The 246-nt window shown below is 52.0% G+C and carries 1 pseudogene; it reads left to right on the top strand.

Annotated elements, in window-relative coordinates:
* A pseudogene (locus tag ACTHSP_RS23955) lies at nt 1–145 on the top strand (RnfABCDGE type electron transport complex subunit B); the annotation flags it as partial.
* Nucleotides 146–246 lie beyond the last annotated feature (101 nt).

A 246-nucleotide genomic window follows, 5' to 3' on the forward strand; every position in this document is an offset into this window, starting at 1 on the left:
CCAAATCGAAGAAGCCAAAGAACGCGCCGAACTGCGCCGCGCCCAACGTGATGCCAAATACGGCAACGAAGCCGAAAAAGCCGCCGCCATCGAATTTCTGCGCCGCCACAAAGCCGAGCAGGAAGCAGCCAAAGAAGTGCGCTGATTTCCAAAACAACAAACCCATTCCGACCGCATCAGGCCGTCTGAAAACATTGCACGAAAACCAATAACTTTATGACCACACAAGAATTTCCACACCAGCAT

The organism is Neisseria sp. P0001.S005 (assembly GCF_051963715.1).